The organism is Flavisolibacter ginsengiterrae DSM 18136 (genome assembly GCF_059568575.1).
The window spans coordinates 127,911-142,647 of record NZ_JCANTR010000008.1 but is presented as its reverse complement, the minus strand read 5'-3'; the positions used below and the strand labels follow the sequence as shown (position 1 = coordinate 142,647).

At 40.9% G+C, this 14,737-nt stretch carries 14 protein-coding genes; 11 read left to right on the top strand and 3 right to left on the bottom strand.

Annotated features, from left to right (window positions below; genetic code table 11):
* The first annotated feature begins 4 nt into the window (after positions 1–4).
* From BP74_RS10425 to BP74_RS10405, 5 genes are all read left to right on the top strand, one after another.
* Positions 5–577, top strand: a complete 573-nt coding sequence (locus tag BP74_RS10425; protein ID WP_496373798.1) for a hypothetical protein — start codon at positions 5–7, stop codon at positions 575–577.
* Positions 578–723: 146 nt separating this feature from the next.
* Complete coding sequence (locus BP74_RS10420; RefSeq protein ID WP_496373796.1) at positions 724–1,071, top strand: hypothetical protein; 348 nt, start codon at positions 724–726, stop codon at positions 1,069–1,071.
* Positions 1,072–1,153: 82 nt separating this feature from the next.
* Positions 1,154–1,552 (top strand): response regulator, encoded by a 399-nt coding sequence (locus tag BP74_RS10415; protein ID WP_496373794.1) that lies wholly within the window; start codon positions 1,154–1,156, stop codon positions 1,550–1,552.
* A 60-nt stretch (positions 1,553–1,612) separates the two neighbouring features.
* Positions 1,613–2,356, top strand: a complete 744-nt coding sequence (locus tag BP74_RS10410) for a DUF72 domain-containing protein (protein ID WP_496373792.1) — start codon at positions 1,613–1,615, stop codon at positions 2,354–2,356.
* Between the two features lie 4 nt (positions 2,357–2,360).
* Positions 2,361–2,879, top strand: coding sequence for a DinB family protein (locus tag BP74_RS10405; RefSeq protein ID WP_496373790.1), 519 nt, complete (start codon positions 2,361–2,363; stop codon positions 2,877–2,879).
* Between the two features lie 43 nt (positions 2,880–2,922).
* Here the strand turns inward: BP74_RS10405 and pafA are convergent, their stop codons facing one another.
* The gene (gene pafA / locus BP74_RS10400; RefSeq protein WP_496373788.1) at positions 2,923–4,536 is read right to left on the bottom strand and encodes an alkaline phosphatase PafA; all 1,614 of its coding nucleotides are present in this window, start codon (positions 4,534–4,536) and stop codon (positions 2,923–2,925) included.
* A 94-nt stretch (positions 4,537–4,630) separates the two neighbouring features.
* Here pafA and BP74_RS10395 point away from each other — a divergent pair, with 94 nt between their 5' ends.
* From BP74_RS10395 to BP74_RS10380, 4 genes are all read left to right on the top strand, one after another.
* Complete coding sequence (locus tag BP74_RS10395; RefSeq protein ID WP_496373786.1) at positions 4,631–5,446, top strand: nuclear transport factor 2 family protein; 816 nt, start codon at positions 4,631–4,633, stop codon at positions 5,444–5,446.
* A 257-nt stretch (positions 5,447–5,703) separates the two neighbouring features.
* Complete coding sequence (locus BP74_RS10390) at positions 5,704–7,008, top strand: aminotransferase class I/II-fold pyridoxal phosphate-dependent enzyme (RefSeq protein ID WP_496373784.1); 1,305 nt, start codon at positions 5,704–5,706, stop codon at positions 7,006–7,008.
* Positions 7,009–7,175: 167 nt separating this feature from the next.
* A complete protein-coding gene (locus tag BP74_RS10385; protein ID WP_496373782.1) occupies positions 7,176–9,341 on the top strand; it encodes a S9 family peptidase in 2,166 nt (721 codons plus the stop codon).
* A 155-nt stretch (positions 9,342–9,496) separates the two neighbouring features.
* Complete coding sequence (locus tag BP74_RS10380; protein WP_496373780.1) at positions 9,497–10,072, top strand: UbiX family flavin prenyltransferase; 576 nt, start codon at positions 9,497–9,499, stop codon at positions 10,070–10,072.
* A gap of 1 nt (position 10,073) precedes the next feature.
* Here the strand turns inward: BP74_RS10380 and BP74_RS10375 are convergent, their stop codons facing one another.
* Together BP74_RS10375 and BP74_RS10370 are read right to left on the bottom strand one after the other, a co-directional pair.
* Positions 10,074–10,916 (bottom strand): c-type cytochrome, encoded by an 843-nt coding sequence (locus BP74_RS10375; RefSeq protein WP_496373778.1) that lies wholly within the window; start codon positions 10,914–10,916, stop codon positions 10,074–10,076.
* Positions 10,917–11,064: 148 nt separating this feature from the next.
* A complete protein-coding gene (locus BP74_RS10370; protein ID WP_496373776.1) occupies positions 11,065–13,332 on the bottom strand; it encodes an aconitate hydratase in 2,268 nt (755 codons plus the stop codon).
* A 139-nt stretch (positions 13,333–13,471) separates the two neighbouring features.
* Between BP74_RS10370 and BP74_RS10365 the strand changes: the two genes are divergently transcribed.
* Together BP74_RS10365 and BP74_RS10360 are read left to right on the top strand one after the other, a co-directional pair.
* Positions 13,472–13,693, top strand: coding sequence for a PspC domain-containing protein (locus BP74_RS10365; protein ID WP_072833831.1), 222 nt, complete (start codon positions 13,472–13,474; stop codon positions 13,691–13,693).
* A gap of 190 nt (positions 13,694–13,883) precedes the next feature.
* Positions 13,884–14,720: a phytanoyl-CoA dioxygenase family protein gene (locus BP74_RS10360; protein ID WP_496373774.1), complete on the top strand. Its 837-nt coding sequence runs from the start codon at positions 13,884–13,886 to the stop codon at positions 14,718–14,720.
* Positions 14,721–14,737 lie beyond the last annotated feature (17 nt).

Here is a 14,737-nt window from a genome sequence, read left to right as displayed (position 1 = left end):
TATTATGAATAACAGGAATGATGACAACAGCAGGATACCTGAAAACGATCCATCAAAAGCAATGGACAGTAAAAAAGAGGTGGAACGTTCTAATGATGAAAAGATAGACCAGGACTTCCCGGGATATCCTCATTACCCTGCCAAAGAAGATATTATGGATCAGCGGACAGATGCACATCGCGTAGACATGGATGTGGAAAATCTTCCCGCAAACCGTAATGCAACCGGCGTCAATCAAAGGTTTTCAAATACTTCGGACAGAGAAAGGGCAGGTAATTCTGTACAGCCACAACAAGGGTCGGGGGAAGATGACCTTGATATTCAAATGGGGACAGAAGCTGATGTATCTGACGATGACCTTGCTGTACTTAATTCCACAGACCAGGAAATTGGTGTGCCTCAGAATATTTCCAATGAAGACCTTGAAGATCTTGATGTGCCTGGAAGTGACCTTGATGATGAGAATGAGCGTATAGGAGAAGAAGATGAAGAAAATAATTATTACAGCCTGGGTGGTGACCGGCATGAAGGCCAGGAAGAAGACCCTTATTCTGACCCAAACAGGGGTAATGACTAAGAAAGCAGAAGGTTTAAATGAGGTTTTAAAAAGTTTAGCTTGTTCAATTAGTGATTGACGGGATTACCAATTATGTACTGTTCTTTATGAAATACGGCTACTATTTACTATTGATTGTTTGCACTATGGCAGTTTATTGTAGTCCTATGCGAAAGATTAATATTAAGAATAGGTCAGGAAATGATATAGATGTTACCTGGAAACTAAAAGATCTTGATAGTCTCTACCTAAGCCCATTCTTCCTGAGCAATTCAAAAACAGTCGCATTTCATTTAAAAAGTGACAAACCCTATAACAATATTAAAATGTCCTTTGGCATGGGCTCCTGGCCAAAGGACACTTTGTCTGCCATTACGGAAAGACTTGAATCCCTTGAGATCAAATCGGCGGGGGGAACAATTTTTCTTGATTCATCTGATAAAATATTTTCCTTTTTGTACCACAGGAGAAAAGGCATAGGAAACAGAAAGATCGAGATATTGATCACGAAGTGAAATAAGATCTACTGATTGAATATGGCCCAAAAAGGAACGGTTCGTAACTTCCTTGATTTTCAAACCCTACCCATTTTTGTCCATGAATAAACAATATATAATTATTGTTGACGATGATGCAGACGATCGGGAGATCATTAAGTATGCATGTACTGACACCATCAAAGATCATGATTATGTTTTTTTGGAAGATGGTGAAAAGCTTTTGGAATTCATGGACCAGCATCAAAACGAGATCAGGCCCTCACTCATTATTTTAGACCTCAACATGCCAGGCAAAGATGGTAAGCAAATTTTAAGTGAACTCAAAAGCGATGAACGATATAGGGCCATCCCTATTATTATACTTACCACCTCCTCCTCAGAAAATGATAAAACAGCATCTTATTCCCTGGGAGCCAATTGCTTTATTACCAAACCGGATACTTTCGACAATATGGTACAGCTTACAAAGGCCATCGCGAAACTTTGGCTTCAATAGCCAGCTTGAAATTCAATTAACTTCTTACCCACTGGTATAATTATTTGGACAATACCATTGATGGGAATTATTAAATGGCATATAGGGTGCTCCGGATTTCATTATAAAGAATGGAAAGAAGAATTTTACCCTGCCGGGCTTGCACAAAGCAAATGGTTTAACCATTATACGCAGCATTTCAATACACTTGAACTCAATGTTACCTTTTACCGTTTCCCTACGCTCAAATCACTGCAGGTATGGTTTGATAAAGCCCCGGAAGGATTTAGTTTTTCTGCAAAAGTTCCAAGGTCAATTACGCATTTCAAAAAATTTGTAGATACAGAAAGGATGATGAATGATTTTTATTGTCTTTTAAAAGAGGGACTTGGAGACAAATTGAGTTGTGTGCTCACCCAACTTCCTCCACAATTCAAATATTCAGAAGAAGGCTTGAACCGGATACTGAAACAATTAAATCCTTCCTTCAATAATGTGATCGAATTCAGGAATGAAAGCTGGTGGAGAAAAGATGTTATGGATATGCTAAGCCAGCATGAGGTTACTTTTTGTGGAGTGAGCTTTCCCAAGATTATATATGATGATGCCATCATCAACCGGCCACTGGCATATTACCGCTTCCATGGCGTGCCAAGACTTTTTTATTCGGAGTATGATGAATCTTTTGTTGAAAAGATCTACCGGCAGGTAAGCAATAATACTAGTGTAACTGAGGCTTTTATTTACTTTAATAATACGGCATCCCTGGCAGCCCTGCATAATGCAGGACAGTTTAAAAAATTGGCAGAGAATACACTAATTTAAAGCTATGATCGCTCAAACTCCCTGGATTGAAAGAAGTTTCCAATTTAATTTTCCTGTAGGCCTTTTTCCAGTGATCTTCAGCAGGTTGGAAGGAAGCATCTTCAGGTTACATAGCCTGCTGATCAATGCTGATGAAGACCAGTGCAGCTTTAATGATAAGGGTTGGTCAGTAAAAGAGCATACAGGTCATTTATCGGACCTGGAAGAATTATGGTGGAAAAGACTGGAAGACTTCCAGGCAAATAAAGCTGTATTGACAGCGGCTGACATGAACAATCAAAAAACCAAAGAGGCTCACCATAATGCAAAAACACTGGAACAGTTGTTAACTGCATTCACCATTGAAAGGCAGAGGATGCTCGAGTTCATTTATAATGCGGATGCCGAATTACTATCAAGAACTTCTGTACATCCCAGGCTGAATACAAGCATGCGGTTTATAGATGCATTATATTTTGTAGCAGAACACGACGACCATCATATAAGTATCATATCCAACTTACTAAGGAAACCTGTAGGTTAAGTTTCTTTTTTTGGGATAGTTAATACCTGATATACCGTTGAATTTATTTTATCACTTCAGTGATCACTTTGCCAATTGATGCATCGGGCATTTGAATATGAAGCAAGGCTGCCAGCGTAACTGCAATATCAGTCATGTACATTTCCCTGTTAGATGCGCCATGTTTAATATTCCATCCAAACCATACCAGTGGAATATGTGAATCGTATGGGTTCCATAATCCATGAGAGGCTCCGTTTCGCCAGCTATCGATGCCTGCTGGTTTAAATATGACCTGGATATCACCACTTAAAACAGGATTATAGCTATTGTTCAATATTGTCTTTAAGTTAGCGGGCAATGAAGTTTGATTGATATCCGTCATATCCACCGCAAAATCTACAGAAGGTTGCCTGACTAACAATCCAATAATATAATTTTTTACTTCCTTTTTATCCAGCTTGCTTTTAACCAGTACACTGTCGTTTAAAAAGTATTGATAATTAATATACCGTGCTATGAGGTTCCTGGCATTGAATCGCTTTTGAAGACTATCATTCAAGGGCACTCTAAGTGCGGATTCATCAAAACTTTCGAGCTCAACTTTATTATCCTTTAAAAATGCGGAATTATGAGCAACACCATGGTCGGCGGTGAGAAAAAGAAGATACTGACCCTTACCGATGTTGGCATCCAGGTATTGGAAAAACGCTGATAGATCTTTATCCAGCCTCAGGTAGGTATCCTCCACCTCAATTGAATTGGGTCCAAATGTATGCCCTATATAATCTGTAGAGGAAAGGCTTAAAGCAAGAAAATCAGTTACGCCTCTTTTTCCTAACTGCTCCGCCTTTATTGCTTCCCGGGCCATTTCCAAAGCGTAAGTATTTCCAAATGGTGTGGTTCTAAAGGATTCATAGCGGTTGGCAGCAATGGCTGCTGTATTGTGCGGAAACGTAATGTCTTCAGCTCCTAATTTATTTTCGTATTCATTACTATCTGCGGTACTTTGATCATAGCTGGATATGGGATACAATGTGTTCCAGTTCTGTTTGAGATAGCTATCAGGTATTTTCCTGGCATTGAATGCTTTGACCCATGATGGCAGGTCATTCATGTAGTAGCTGCTGGTAATCCAACCTCCACTGGCATTATCAAACCAATAAGATGCATTGGATAAATGCCCCCCGGGTAAAATGGATGCCCGGTCTTTTAAGGCAATGGCGATCGTTTTGGATTTAAAATTTGTAGCCAGCCTCAATTGGTCTGTAACTGTATTGGCCCATAAATTTGAAGGAGACATTTCTCCAGCTGTTGAACTGCTTCCAATTGTATGAGCACTTGTATCATCAGTACAATACACCACTTTTTTTTGCCCTTTGTCGTACCAGCTATTACCCATGATACCATGAAAGGCAGGCACGCTGCCCGTATAGATACAGGAATGCCCCGGAGCAGTGTGGGTGGGCAGATAGGGTATAAAAGTGTTCTCACAACTAAATCCTTCTGAGAGTAAACGTTTGAATCCACCTGTATTATAGCGGTTGTAATACCGGTATAAATAATCCCAACGCATTTGGTCCACAACAAGGCCAACAACCAGTTTGGGCCTGCTCAATGTCTGTGCCTGCGCGGTAAACGAAATTATTACTATCAACAAAGTCGCTACTTTCCTCATCAATTTTATTTAAGTGGCAAATTTAGTTGTTGAATGAGCACCTGGAACATTCATACATTATTTTAAGTGAATACCTTTAGGACGCTTATTTATTATGAAAAGATCAATACTATTTTTCTTTGCTTTTTACAGCCTGCAGGCATCTGCTCAAAGAAAGATCGGGCAACTTATCCAGGCAGAAAAAGATTTTGCAGCTTATTCAGTTGCCAATAACACCAAAGCAGCATTTCTTAACTACCTTGACAGTTCAGGAGTTGTATTTGAAAACGGCAAGGCTGTGAATGGAATTGCCACCTGGAATAAAAGGGAAGTACGGCCAGGTGTTTTGAACTGGCACCCCCAATTTGCAGAGATATCGGCTTCAGGCAATCTTGGATATACAACTGGCCCATGGACCTTTCAACGAGGAACCATTACGGATAGTGTGGTAGCAAGAGGACAATATGCAACGATATGGCAACTTGATAAATCAGGAAAATGGAAATTCATCGCAGACCTTGGAGTAAATGAACTTCCCACTACAGATACGAGTGAAACAATAGAGATCAATGCCGCAAAGCTTTCATCCTCCCCTATTGATTTAAAGTCATTATTACAAGCCGAGAATGCTTTTATCAGGCTATTTAATAAGAGCAAATCAGAAGCCTATGGTCAATACCTTTCAGACCATGCAATTGTAAACAGGAACGGGCATTTACCGGCAACTTTTATAGGTGATCAAAATCATTACATTTTGGAAACTCCACCTGAAATGAAGTTCACCATAGACCATTCAGGAATATCCAATAGTGGAGACCTTGGATTTGTGTATGGAACTACTGCATTAAAAGACAAAATCGATAATTATTTACGCGTTTGGAGGAGAGAAAAGAAAGGTTGGAAAATAGCGCTGGAGGTGGTTCGATACTAGAATATTTAGGCAATGACGAGATCATTAATCTTTACATCAGGGCTTAAAACCAGTGCAATCAACTTATTATTGACTACATTCTATTTACATTCTTGCTCAACCTTAACCTTTCGAAAACCTCATTCAGGCTGAATTTCTTATTTTTGCGACCGCTAACAGACAGGATTTATATCGGACCACCCCTATATCAATGGGTATCTAAACGTGTTATTCGCTAAAAATTCGTGTTATTCATAATTTAAAATAGTAAATCTGATATGGCAGATCTTTTTGAACGTCTTGTGAAAAATTATGGTCCTCTTGGCCAGCACCGCGAAAGAGCGCATGGTTATTTTGCATTTCCTAAACTAGAAGGAGAAATTAGCAGCCGAATGAAATTCAGGGGAAAAGATGTTATTGTATGGAGCTTAAACAACTATTTAGGCCTTGCCAATAACCCCGAAGTGCGTAAAGCTGATGCTGATGCTGCAGAACAATATGGTCTTGCTACCCCGATGGGTGCCCGCATGATGAGCGGAAATACCAATTTTCACGAACAACTGGAAAAAGAGCTCGCTGAATTTGAAGGAAAAGAAGATGCCTGCTTACTGAACTATGGTTACCAGGGTATGGTGAGCATCATAGATGCTTTGTGCAGCCGCCATGATGTAATAGTGTACGATGCAGAGAGTCATGCTTGTATCATTGATGGTGTGCGTTTACATCCTGGCCACAGGTACGTCTTCAAGCACAATGACATGGAAGACCTGGAAAAGCAATTACAACGCGCAACAACATTGGTAGAAAAACAAAATGCCGGGGGTATTCTTGTAATTACAGAAGGTGTTTTTGGAATGGCTGGTGACCAGGGCAAGTTAAAAGAGATCGGCAGTTTGAAAGATAAGTACCAGTTCCGTATGTTGGTTGATGATGCACACGGATTTGGAACATTGGGGAAAACGGGTGCAGGTGCTGGTGAAGCCCAGGGTGTACAGGATAAAATAGATCTGTACTTCTCCACTTTTGCCAAATCCATGGCCTCCATTGGCGCTTTCGTGGCTGGAGATAAGGCTATTATTGATTATATCCGCTACAACATCCGCAGCCAGATATTTGCAAAAAGCCTTCCTTTGCCAATAACTATTGGAAATCTAAAGAGACTTGATCTTCTAAGGACAAGGCCGGAATTCAAGGACAAGCTGTGGGAGAATGCCCTGAAATTACAAAACGGCCTGAAAGAAAAAGGATTTGATATTGGCAAGACCGACACTCCTGTGACCCCGGTCTATATGAAAGGTGGTGTGGAAGAAGCAACAGCTATGGTAATGGATCTTAGAGAGAACTATGGGATTTTTGCTTCTGTGGTAGTTTATCCTGTTATTCCCAAAGGCCATATCATTTACCGCCTGATACCTACAGCGGTGCATACTGACCAGGACATTGAAGAGACCCTCAAAGCTTTTGATGAGACAAAGAAAAAACTGGATAACGGGGAATATAAAGTTGAAGCAATCCCTGATATGGCTGAATACAGCGCTAAGAGGTTTGAATATTTTGGCAGCAAACCAAAGTCTTCCAAATAAGCTACAATATCATTTTTGTAAAAAAGCACCGCAGCGTCGGTGCTTTTTTATTATGTCCAATCATGAATCTTAACGTAATCCAAACAAAAAAGCCCTATGTTTCCAACTCCTTCATAAACCAGATTATTTTTGTAAGCCCTACATTTACCCCTAAATTTTTGTAAAGCATGAGAAGTTTATTCTTATTGATCTTTTTCATTCCCCTATTAACGATTGCCCAGAAACAGAAACTCACACTTGAAGACATTTATAAAAAACCAACCTTCCGCGGTGAATATGTACCCGGATTTGAAAAGGACGAGGATGAGAAATTGTTTGATCCCTCTGCTGTAACAGATGCTTCAGGCAAAACGATCGATACGAAAGATTATACTGTTAGTTCAGACAAGAAAAGAATACTTTTCTTCAATGGTCGTGAGCCTATATATCGCCGTTCTTCAAAATCAACAGTGTATCTCTATGATATAGCATCAAAGAAAACGATACAACTGAATGAGGGTAAGGTGCTCCATCCAACTTTTTCACCTGATGGTTCCAAAATAGCCTATGTATTTGATAACAACCTGTATGTCTATGACATAGCCGGGGCCAAAACCACCCAGGTAACTTCAGATGGAAAATGGAACCAGGTTATCAATGGCAACTGCGACTGGGTATATGAAGAGGAATTTGAATTTACCCGTGCCTTTGAATGGAGTCCCAGCGGAACCTATTTAGCTTATTATAAATTCGACGAAAGCAAGGTAAAGGAATATCAATTTACGGTCTTTGACAATGCATACAATAAACAGTATACCTACAAATACCCCAAGGCCGGCGAACAAAATTCCAGGGTGGATATTCATATATATAATGTTTCAAACGGGCAGGATGTGAAGGCTAAGTACTTGCAGGGCGACATTTATATTCCACGAATTAAATGGACACAACAGGATGACAAATTGGTCATCTATTGGATGAACCGCCACCAGGATGATCTGAAATTATTATTGACAGATGCTTCTACGGGTGATCTGCAAACCATGTATGAAGAAAACAATAAGTATTACGTAGAGATCAATGACAACTGGTGGTTCCTGAAAGATGGCAAGAATTTCCTGTTCACCAGTGAAATGAATGGGTTTAACCAATTGTACCTGTATAGCATTGATGGAAAGAAGCGTGTTACTGTCAGCAAAATGAAATATGATATCGCTGATGTTAATAGTGTTGATGAAGATGCCCGTATGGTCTATTATACATTAGCCTACCCTACTGCTATGGACAGAAATGTATTTGCATCCGACTTTGAAGGAAAGAATACTTATATGCTTACAAAAGGAAATGGCTGGCACCGTGTGGAGTTTAATAAGGATCACTCGCAGTTCTATGATTATTACTCCAATATCAACACGCCCCAAACAGTGGCATTATACTCAGTCTTAAAAGATAAAAAAGGTTTGACAGCTGTTAAAACTAAAACTGTCAATGAAAATGAGAAGCTAAAGGAAGTGCTGGCCAAATACGAATTAGGAACTACCAGCTTTCTTCGTATTCCTAATTCTAAAGGAGATACACTGAATGGCTGGATGCTGAAACCCGGAAATTTTGATCCGAACAAAAAGTATCCGGTTCTCTTTTGCAACTATGGTGGACCCGGTTCCCAACAGGTAGTTAACAGGTATGGAGCCGCCAGTATGTGGCACCAGTTATTAGCTCAAAATGGATTTATCATAGTGAGTGTTGACAATACCGGTACTGGTTTCCGTGGTGAAGCATTTAAAAAGAAGACCTATTTGCAATTAGGAAAATACGAGATCGAAGACCAGATCGATGCTGCCAAATACCTTGGCTCCCTGCCCTACGTTGATAAGAACAGGATAGGGCATTGGGGCTGGAGCTTTGGAGGTTTCATGAGTTCACTGGCAATAACCAAAGGGGCAGATGTTTTCAAGGCAGCGGTAGCAGTGGCACCTGTCACTTCCTGGAGGTTTTATGACAACATCTATACTGAACGTTATATGCGTACACCCCAGGAAAATCCTGAAGGATATGACAATAACTCGCCCATCAATTTTACTGACAGAATAAAAGGAAAGTTCTTATTGATCCATGGAACTGCGGATGACAATGTGCATTTTCAAAATAGTGTGGAGATGATCAAGGCCCTTGTAAAGAGCAATATAGACTTTGAAAGTGCTTATTATCCAAATAAAAATCATGGGATCTCAGGTATGGCCGATAATACCAGCTTTCATCTTTGGTCAAAAATGACCAACTGGATCTTTGAGAACTTAAGGGATAATACTGCACCCCTTGGTACTGATCAAAACAATAGCAAAAAAGCTTTTTAGCAAATAATTCATAATTCTTAAAGCATAAAAAGAGGTCTTAACAGAACCTCTTTTTTTTATACACTGCATATCCTACCGGTTTCTCAAGGTGATCATATAACCCTAAAGGTCACATATGGTACAACTATCTTTTTCTGGTTGTATCTTCATTATTCATGAAAAAAATTGCAGTTGCTATTACAGGCGCAAGTGGGTCCATATATGCAAAGCTGGTATTGGAAACACTTGTTCAATTGAAAGACCAGGTTGGTGAATTATCTGTAGTAATGACGGATAATGCACAATTGGTTTGGCAAACAGAATTGGGCAATGATAAATATGATGTATTTAATGCGCGGTATTTTTCTACCAGGGATTTTATGGCGCCTTTTGCTTCTGGCTCTGCCCAATATGATGCGCTTATTATTGTACCCTGTTCAATGGGTACGCTGGGAAGAATAGCAGCCGGAATCTCCAATGATCTCATAACAAGGGCGGCGGACGTCATGCTCAAGGAAAGAAAAAAGCTGGTTTGTGTGGTGCGTGATACCCCCTATAACCTGGTTCATATCCGAAACATGGAAACAGTTACCCTTGCGGGTGGGATCATATGCCCGGCATCTCCTTCATTTTACAGCCTTCCCAAATCTATAGAAGAAGCAGTACAAACAGTTACGAACCGGGTAATAGACCTGGTTGGCTTAACCAATAATGCGTACCGGTGGGGCCAGCCAGGTATTCCAGAAGATTAGATCAATTATCATACGCGCCACTTGCATTGATCCAATCTACAATTTTTTGCTGGTCTGCAGCAGATAGTGCCGGATTGGGTGGCTGTGGCATCTGGTTGGCGGTTCCTGCCTGGTCTACTGCCCTAACCTTGATACGGGCTTTATTACTTATTATATTACAATCTACTGCCCAATTCATACCCCCGTTCTGAACCGTATTATTGTGACATGAGACACAATTGGTTTGAATGATATTTTTTACTGCACTGAACAAGGTTCCGGGAGCAACAGGATCAACTTTTACAGTAGCCGAATTTGAACATCCGTCTGCTGTCTTTGCACTAACGGTGTAAGTTCCAACAGCAAGGTTAGCAAACTGGTTAGAAGACTGGAAAGCTCCGTTGTTTAAGCTATAGGTAAAACCGGTTCCACCGGTTGCTGTAACTGTGATTGAACCTCCTGCTCCCCCACATGGCACACCATTGGTGGCTGTTCCATTAACGGTGATGGTTACACCGGTACAACTATTTTCAGCAACCACGCTAAATGTTTTGGATCCGGAGCAGCCACTGGAATTTTTTGCAGTAATATTATAATTACCAGGAGCCAGGTTGGAAAAATTCCCTGATGATTGAAAGGTTCCATTATTAAGACTGAATGTAAAACCTGACCCTCCTGTTGCTCCTGCTGAAATACTTCCATTACTCTGTCCTGATGTAGCATTGGTAACAGTGCCGGTTACTGAAACTGTAATACCAGCACATGGATCGGCAGGTGTATTCGTGCTACCTCCTCCTTTGCTACAGGAATAATACAGGATAGAAATGAACATTACAGACAGGACAAATAAGGTTGAATTCTTCATTATAATGGTTTTGGTATTCTGTAAATACGTTACCACTTCATTTTGGTTGCTTTGACTGATTTATGTTGTATGGTAAAATAAACTTCTATCAATTAAGGGCATTAAAAAAGCGAGGCCGGGCCTCGCTTTGCATTTAAATATTGATGTATTATACCTTGCCAAACTGTTTTCTGATAAGATTTAAAGCACTACCAGCCTTGAACCACTCAATCTGCTGTTCATTATAGGTATGATTCAGTTTGATCTTGTCTGTTTTACCATCTGCGTGCTTTAATACAGCGGTGACTTGTTTACCAGGAGCAAAATCTGCCAGGCCTATAATATCAATGGTATCATCCTCCTGAATTTTTTCATAATCCTCCTTATTGGCAAAGGTGAGTGCAAGCATTCCCTGTTTTTTGAGATTGGTCTCATGAATACGTGCAAAGCTTTTTACAATAATCGCTCTAACGCCAAGGTGACGCGGCTCCATGGCTGCATGTTCTCTCGAAGACCCTTCGCCATAGTTTTCATCTCCAACAACAACAGAACCAATGCCTGCAGCTTTATAGGCCCTTTGTGTAGCCGGAACAGGACCAAATTCACCTGTTAGTTGATTTTTTACTGTGTCCGTTTGATTATTGAAATAATTCACTGCCCCGATCAGCATATTGTTGGAAATGTTATCCAAATGACCACGGTATTTCAACCAGGGGCCAGCCATAGAGATATGGTCTGTTGTGCATTTTCCTTTCGCTTTGATAAGCAATTTCAACCCGGTAAGGTCATTACCATCCCAGAAAGGGAAAGGACTTAATAGTTGCAATCGTTGGGAACTCGGGCTTACTGCAACTTCCACATCCTTACCATTGGCAGAAGGTGCCTGGTAGCCAGGGTCTTCTACAGAAAAACCTTTGGGAGGCAGTTCATATCCTTTGGGTTCATCTAGCAACACTTCTTCACCATTTTCATTGACGATCTTATCCTTTAAAGGATTAAAGGAAAGTCGACCGGCAATCGCGTAGGCAGTAACTATTTCAGGTGAGGCCACAAATGCATGCGTAGAGGCAAGTCCATCATTTCTCTTGGCAAAATTCCTGTTGAAAGAGGTTACGATGGTATTTTTCCTGGAAGGATCATCTATATGGCGGGCCCATTGACCAATACAAGGTCCGCAGGCGTTGGCGAGTAATACACCTCCTATTTCGCCAAAGGTTTCCAGATAGCCATCCTTTTCAATAGTATATCTTACCAGTTCAGAACCTGGTGTAACCGTAAATTCGCTTTTAGCCTTCAGGCCTTTAGTTTTTGCCTGACCTGCAATGGATGCGGAGCGGCTGATATCTTCATAAGAGGAGTTGGTACAGGATCCTATCAAAGCCACTTCTATTGTATCAGGCCATCCATTGGCTGCCACTGCTTCCGCCATGCGGGAGATGGGTGTGGCAAGATCCGGTGTAAAAGGCCCGTTAACATATGGCTCTAATTCATTCAAATTTATTTCGATCAGCTGGTCGTAGTATTTTTCAGGATTCGCATATACCTCAGGGTCAGGACGAAGATATTCCCTTACTCCATCGGCCAGGTCTGCAACCGCAACACGCCCGGTAGCTTTGAGGTAAGCTCCCATTTTATCATCATAGGTAAACAAAGAACAGGTAGCACCAATTTCAGCGCCCATGTTACATATGGTAGCCTTACCTGTAGCACTCAGGCTATCAGCGCCTTCACCAAAATATTCAACAATGGCACCCGTTCCACCTTTAACTGTCAGGATACCTGCAACTTTTAAGATCACATCCTTAGCTGCAGTCCAACCATTCATTTTTCCAGTCAGTTTTACACCTATCAGCTTGGGCATTTTCAACTCCCAGGGTAATCCTGCCATTACATCCACTGCATCTGCACCACCTACCCCAATAGCTATCATGCCTAATCCACCGGCATTGGGTGTATGAGAATCTGTTCCGATCATCATACCGCCAGGGAAAGCATAATTTTCCAAAACTACCTGGTGGATGATGCCAGCTCCTGGTTTCCAGAAGCCAATACCATATTTATTAGATATTGATGAAAGAAAATCATAAACTTCTTTATTGGTATCAATTGCTGCACTCAGATCCTGGTCTGCACCTAGTTTAGCTTGTATCAGGTGATCGCAATGGACGGTAGATGGAACAGCAACCGTTTCGCGTCCACAAGTATCAAATTGGAGTAAGGCCATCTGAGCTGTTGCATCCTGCATGGCTACCCGGTCTGGGGCGAAATCAACATAATCTTTGCCTTTTTCGTAGGTTTTAGTGGCTGGCTTAAAAATGTGAGAGTAAAGGATTTTCTCCGCAAATGTCATAGGGCGGTTCAAAAGGTTGCGGGCAGATTGAACCTTGAAAGGTAATTCACTATAGACTTTCTTTATCAGATCCAGATCAAAAAGCATAGGTAGATTTTTAAGGTAGAGTTCGTTCAGGCATTGCTTTTGCTATCCTGTTTAAAAAGTGGTGCAAAGTTACTTAAAACCACGTTAGAATTTAGCCATGGAAGAGGTGTATTATGGCAAAAAAATATAAATTAGCGACATGAAGAGGTTTAAAACATTTATTGAATGGCAGGCTTTTGGAGTTTGTTCTGCCATTGGTGACAGGTTGGGAATAGCAACTTCGCGTATCCGTATGTGGTTCATGTATATCTCTTTTTTAACCCTTGGATCCCCTATTATTGTCTATATGGTTCTTGCTTTTTGGATGAATATCAAAAGATATATCCTGGCAGCCCGCAGAAATCCGGTACGTTACCTTTAACCAGGGCGCTGGTCGTTGGATTTCACCTCAACATCTTAGGGAGAAATATTCCCTGGAATGTATAATTTACTTCTATTCATTGAGTTTATGGCTTTAGCATTTACATGGAATGTCTGAAGTTTGGTTGTAGCCCTATCGGGAATAAGAGTTACAATAAAATATAGTCAGTAGGTTTGTGCAAAGCGCAACAATGAGTGAAATGCCTGCAATTCCCCGGGAGATCCTTACATTCCTTGGTGAACCATATGATCTCACACCGGAACAAATCGGTTTTTATCAATCCAACAGGTATATAAAACTAAAGCAGGTGTTACAACCTGAAGTCCTCCAATATTTTAGCGAAATCATTTCTGAGCAGGTTGATGAAATGAATAAAGAAGTTAAAAAGCTGGAGGAAAGAGATACTTATGGAAAAGCTTTCCTACAACTGTTTAATCTATGGAGAGAAAATCAAAATATAAAAGAACTGGTTTTTAGTAAACGCCTGGCCAGGATAGCTGCGCAGCTGATGCAAGTCGAAGGAGTTCGACTTTACCATGACCAGGCGCTTTACAAGGAAAGCGGTGGTGGTATTACCCCATGGCATGCCGATCAATATTACTGGCCTTTAGATACCGACAAAACTATTACAGCCTGGATACCTCTCCAGGCCACTCCACTGGAAATGGGACCACTTGAATTTAGTGCAGGAAGTCACCGCATTGTTGAAGGCAGGGAACTTGCCATAGGAGATGAAAGCGAAAAGATAATGCAACAAAGATTGAAAGTGACCGATTTCACGCATGTCATTGAGCCATTTGACGCAGGCGAGATCAGTTTTCATTCAGGTTGGATCTTTCACCGTGCAGGCTCAAATATGTCCCAAAGCATGCGCCGCGTAATGACCATAATTTATATGGACAGGGATATGAGGCTTAAACGCCCCGAAAATAAAAACCAGGAACTGGACTGGAACACCTGGTGTCCTTGTGCAAGGATCGGCGAGATCATTAATAGTCCAATTAACCCTATATTATATCAAGATTAGGATTTTAAAATAGGACC

Bases quoted from the DNA above. Each gene is read 5' to 3' on its own strand.
- BP74_RS10425 (WP_496373798.1), top strand. From the start codon at position 5: ATGAATAACAGGAATGATGACAACAGCAGGATACCTGAAAACGATCCA.
- BP74_RS10420 (WP_496373796.1), top strand. From the start codon at position 724: ATGCGAAAGATTAATATTAAGAATAGGTCAGGAAATGATATAGATGTT.
- BP74_RS10415 (WP_496373794.1), top strand. From the start codon at position 1,154: ATGAATAAACAATATATAATTATTGTTGACGATGATGCAGACGATCGG.
- BP74_RS10410 (WP_496373792.1), top strand. From the start codon at position 1,613: ATGGGAATTATTAAATGGCATATAGGGTGCTCCGGATTTCATTATAAA.
- BP74_RS10405 (WP_496373790.1), top strand. From the start codon at position 2,361: ATGATCGCTCAAACTCCCTGGATTGAAAGAAGTTTCCAATTTAATTTT.
- pafA (WP_496373788.1), bottom strand. From the start codon at position 4,536: ATGAGGAAAGTAGCGACTTTGTTGATAGTAATAATTTCGTTTACCGCG.
- BP74_RS10395 (WP_496373786.1), top strand. From the start codon at position 4,631: ATGAAAAGATCAATACTATTTTTCTTTGCTTTTTACAGCCTGCAGGCA.
- BP74_RS10390 (WP_496373784.1), top strand. From the start codon at position 5,704: ATGGCAGATCTTTTTGAACGTCTTGTGAAAAATTATGGTCCTCTTGGC.
- BP74_RS10385 (WP_496373782.1), top strand. From the start codon at position 7,176: ATGAGAAGTTTATTCTTATTGATCTTTTTCATTCCCCTATTAACGATT.
- BP74_RS10380 (WP_496373780.1), top strand. From the start codon at position 9,497: ATGAAAAAAATTGCAGTTGCTATTACAGGCGCAAGTGGGTCCATATAT.
- BP74_RS10375 (WP_496373778.1), bottom strand. From the start codon at position 10,916: ATGAAGAATTCAACCTTATTTGTCCTGTCTGTAATGTTCATTTCTATC.
- BP74_RS10370 (WP_496373776.1), bottom strand. From the start codon at position 13,332: ATGCTTTTTGATCTGGATCTGATAAAGAAAGTCTATAGTGAATTACCT.
- BP74_RS10365 (WP_072833831.1), top strand. From the start codon at position 13,472: ATGAAGAGGTTTAAAACATTTATTGAATGGCAGGCTTTTGGAGTTTGT.
- BP74_RS10360 (WP_496373774.1), top strand. From the start codon at position 13,884: ATGAGTGAAATGCCTGCAATTCCCCGGGAGATCCTTACATTCCTTGGT.